The sequence below is a fragment of the Alteromonas sp. BZK5 genome, assembly GCF_014349115.1.
Lineage (GTDB): Bacteria > Pseudomonadota > Gammaproteobacteria > Enterobacterales > Alteromonadaceae > Alteromonas > Alteromonas macleodii.
The window spans coordinates 1-4,421 of record NZ_JACSOE010000154.1; the positions used below are offsets into that span (position 1 = coordinate 1).

At 45.3% G+C, this 4,421-nt stretch carries 3 protein-coding genes and 1 pseudogene; 3 read left to right on the forward strand and 1 reads right to left on the reverse strand.

Going from position 1 to position 4,421, the window contains the following annotated elements:
* Positions 1-97 precede the first annotated feature (97 nt).
* A pseudogene (locus tag BIZ39_RS20375) lies at positions 98-1,378 on the forward strand (DUF3360 family protein); the annotation flags it as partial.
* A gap of 182 nt (positions 1,379-1,560) precedes the next feature.
* On the opposite strand, the gene BIZ39_RS20380 reads toward BIZ39_RS20375, so the two are convergent.
* Positions 1,561-2,466 (reverse strand): LysR family transcriptional regulator, encoded by a 906-nt coding sequence (locus tag BIZ39_RS20380; RefSeq protein ID WP_187447904.1) that lies wholly within the window; start codon positions 2,464-2,466, stop codon positions 1,561-1,563.
* Positions 2,467-2,660: 194 nt separating this feature from the next.
* Here BIZ39_RS20380 and BIZ39_RS20385 point away from each other — a divergent pair, with 194 nt between their 5' ends.
* Entirely contained in the window at positions 2,661-3,110 is a 450-nt protein-coding gene (locus tag BIZ39_RS20385) for a DoxX family protein (RefSeq protein WP_187447905.1), read from the forward strand.
* A gap of 176 nt (positions 3,111-3,286) precedes the next feature.
* On the forward strand, positions 3,287-4,177 hold the full coding sequence (locus tag BIZ39_RS20390) for a DODA-type extradiol aromatic ring-opening family dioxygenase (protein WP_187447906.1): 891 nt from the start codon (positions 3,287-3,289) through the stop codon (positions 4,175-4,177).
* Positions 4,178-4,421 lie beyond the last annotated feature (244 nt).

Below are 4,421 nucleotides of genomic sequence, written 5' to 3' on the forward strand. Positions count from 1 at the left end.
ACCAGCAGTAGGTGAAGCATCAACCAGATAATCCGATGAGATGCCGGTCTGTCTCACTCTCATGCAAAGGTAAGATCAACCATTTAATCCGCTTACCCAAATCGTTATGGTTGCCGCCGTAGTAGGTGCATTCGCAGCACCGCTAGGGCTATCTCCTGAGTTTGTAATTGAAAACGTGCGCTTTGAATTACTCATTGCAGCAGTCTTGTTCGTTGTTCTGATTTCCGGTTTTCTGAACCCGTCAGCTAATTTAGCTGGTACACACGGCCCCTTACTGCCCTTAGTACCTCTTATTGTTGCATCTGGCGGCCATCCCATGGCGCTCGGTCTGCTCATTGGACTCTTTGGTTTTATTTTAGGAATAACGAAGGGCGGCAGTGTTCTTGCTAGGCTAACCAGTAACGGTGTATGCGGTGGGTTGCTGTTGTACTTAGGGTTTATAGGCATTACAGGCCAGGTGAAGAAACTCTTTGCGTGGGCAGAAAGCTTCGATATGGCTTACTTAGCCTTCGTGGTGATCATAGCCACTATTTTAATGTATGCATGGCTAGAGCATATTCAAAAGCGCTGGCTAGCCATTCCGCTTGGTGCGGTGATGGCGGCGGTCATTGCGTTTTCCTTCGGTGCGCCATTTGAGTTCACAACGTCGCCGGGTATGCCTAACTTGAACCCTGCTTATTGGTGGGGGGAAGACACAGGTTGGAAACTAGGCCTGCCAGACTGGTCACATTTCATTGCTGTGCTGCCTTTTGCTGTGCTGGCTGTGTCTATGTGGTCGCCAGATTTCTTAGGTCATCAAGTCTTCCAAAAGCTTAGCTACCCTAAAAAAAGTGAACGAGCGCACATGAATATAGATGACACCATGATTGCTGCATCTAGTCGTCAGGCAGTGGGAAGCCTACTGGGAGGGGGGAATATCTCATCTTCGTGGGGGACCTACATTATTCCGGCTTCAATCGCGCGCAGACCCATACCCGGTGGTGCATTAGTTACTGGGTTTTTGTGCGTTGTAGCGGCACTTTGGGGTTACCCCATGGATTTAGCAATTTGGCCGCCAGTGCTTTGCGTTGCGCTTATTGTTGGGGTCTTTCTGCCGCTTATGGAAGCCGGTATGCAAATGACGCGTGAAGGTAAAACGACCCAGTCTGCCGCATTGGTAGTGATTTCATCTGTATTAGTTAATCCAGTATTCGGATGGTCTTTTACCATGCTTTTGGATAATTTGGGGCTCGTTGGGTGTAAAGATAGAGCTGGAGAACTCGGCAAAGCAGGGCGTTGGCTAATTCCAGGAATTACGTTTTTGGTGCTATGTACCGTTATGGCACTAATTGGTATGTTCCCGGGGGTGCCCGCGATTATGGAAACCTTCAGAATGTGATGAGGGCTTTAGGGTAAGGTTACTCTTTTAGAGTTTAAGTTACTGAAACCAGATAGGCTATTACGCGAACGGCGTCGGAGGTGTTTCTCCACGCCGTTTTTATTTAATTTATTATACTGATATCCCTCATCCACTGAAGTTACGTTTTTACCACATAAATCAAGCGTTACGCGTACCGCAATTTACTTGTCCCAGTAGGGCGTACTTTCAAAATAGCTTGATAAAAAGTCAATGAAAACCCTTAGCTTATTAGAAATGAGCTTACGATGAGGATAGACTGCATACAAAGAGATAGCTTGCGGTACGAAATCGTCCAGTATGGACACGAGTTCCCCGTTTTTGAGCGCTTCACCGGCAATGAAGGTAGGTTGAAGTATATAACCTTCACCCTGCTTTGCTACATTGGTTAGGACTTCTCCATTATTGGCGGTTAACTTGGGCGTCACAGTCTGGGCATTTGCTTTAAGCGCCGCAATAAGCACTGATTTATCGTTATCATAGTTGACGTAGGAGTACTCAAGATAGTGTTCTGGTTTTAATTCGGCTGGATGTTGCGGTGTGCCATATTTTTCCAGGTAGGCTGGTGAAGCGCACAGGGCCAGCTTTATCGTTGTGATTTTCTTGGCCACCAGCGACGAGTTAGCTAGGTGACCTGCACGTATTGCTACATCAAACCCTTCGTCTATCACATCAATCTTTCTATCGTTTAGCTGCAAGTTTATCGATACGTGAGGGTGTGCTTGTTGAAACGCACTGAGTGCACTCGCTAAATGTAATGTTGAGAAAGAGACAGGGGCACTTACATGCAGAACTCCCTTTACTTCCGTATTGAGCAACCCAAGCTGACTTTCCATATCGGTTACGCTTTCTAGAATATGATTTGCATGTTGCAAACACTGCTGACCAGCCTCGGTTAGGTGAATTTTTCTTGTAGTGCGATTGAATAAACGCGTATCAAGTTGCTTCTCTAATTCGGCAACATACTTGCTTACGAGTTGGTTTGACGTGTCTAGCTTTTCTGCAGCTTTTGTAAAACTGCCTTCATTCGCAACAACGCAGAAGGTTTTCAGGAGCGATAATTTATCCATCGTTTAGCCATTCGCCTCTATAAACAACAAATTGTTGGTAATAATTCAATATTTAACCGCTTTATTCAATAGGTGTTGGTAACTATTCTATATGCATCAGGTTAGCGCTGTGCCAACTCAATGAAGTCAGGCGGAGCGTTCATCACTTTTTAGATATTACACTTTCAATGACGAGAGACTTTGAGGATTCAACAATGAACAAGCAGTTTCTGAAAAACATTTTTACTTCTAACAGCAGTATTTCTAGTTTGTTTTTACGTGTGCCTGTGGGCATTATTCTTACCGCACACGGCGCACAAAAGCTTTTTGCGTGGTTTGGTGGTTATGGATTAGAAGGCACAGGTCAGTGGATGGAAAGCATTGGTTTAGCGCCAGGCTTTTTAATGGCATTGCTGGCCGGCAGCGCTGAGTTTTTTGGCGGGCTAGCGCTTATTATAGGTTTTCTAACACGCCCAGCCGCTTTAGTAAGTGCATTCACAATGGTGATTGCGATTTTTAGTGTACATGCAGCAAACGGTTTATTTATGACTAACAACGGTTACGAGTTTGCACTAACGTTACTTGCTGCAACAGGTGCGCTAGCTATTCAAGGTGGCGGTAAACTTTCAATCGACTCTCTTATTAGTCACAAGCTTAATAAATAGCGGTTGTGAGATTCGACGACCAACGAAACCGGCCCAAATGCGCCGGTTTCAATGGCTATAGAGCCCTTATATCAATCCGCGTAGATAATTGCCCACTCAGAAGACGCTGGCAAGTTTCCTAGCGAAGCGTGGGAATGTAGGAATGGTATTCTCTACATCTAACAAGGTATAGTTTTATGCAACAGCGAACGCAAACTCGCCCGTCTGTGAGAATTAACACCGCTTATATTTCTCATGGTGGAGGGCCGCTTCCACTTCTTGAAATGCAGTCAGTAGGAGAGGCGAGAATGTCTGCCTATCACATTGAAATGATTGAAGCGCTCAAAGCATTATCAACAGATTTACCCAAACCTGATGCAGTCATAGTGATTAGTGCCCATTGGGAAGATACTGAAGTCTGTGTAACTACTCACCCAGAACCTTCCTTGATTTATGACTATTATGGCTTCCCTAAAGAGGCGTATTCCCTTGAATATCCGGCCAAAGGGGAAGTAGCACTCGCAACTTTATTACTAAAGCGTTTAGCAGGGCAAGGCATCGCTGTACGGGAGGATAGGGCACGTGGTTTCGATCATGGAATGTTCATTCCCCTAAGTATTATGTATCCCAGTGCCGATGTACCCTGTATTCAACTATCCATTACGTCTGATTTGGATTCTAAACAGCATGTGCTATTGGGGGAAGCAATTAGGAAAGCTGTTGAACTCGGGGTAGAGCCTGTAAATAGTGAAGCAAAGAACGAAGTGAATATTTTAGTATTGGGCTCGGGGTCTTCTTTTCACAATATGCAGGGCTTTTTTGATAGCTCCGATGAGGCATTGCGAAAAGCAACGCGCTTTAATAACTGGCTTCAGACAACTATGCAGACCAGTGCCTACAGCGAGAATGAACGCAAAGCTCGTCTTGTTGAATGGTACAGCGCGCCGGATGCGCGATACGCCCATCCTAGAGAAGAGCACCTTCTCCCTCTCCATGTTTGTTATGGTGTTAATAATAGAGCAGCTGATAAAGCCATGTCTTTAACGCTTCTAACCAAACCTGCAAGCATGTTTGTGTGGTGTGATTGACCAGTGCTTCACATTGCCGCGTCAGTGCAACACCTGATTGAATAACGCCTGCGTTAAACGAGAGCAATTAAATTTTGAACACTTTGATTATCAATTGGTCGTTTGAGTAAAAATGTTAAAATTAGTACTTTACAGTCCCACGTAAATCATTAAGATACGCAGCACTTCAGGAGAGTTGGCAGAGCCCGGTTTAATGCACCTGACTTGAAATCAGACGTGGGGTCAAACCCACCGGGGGTTCGAA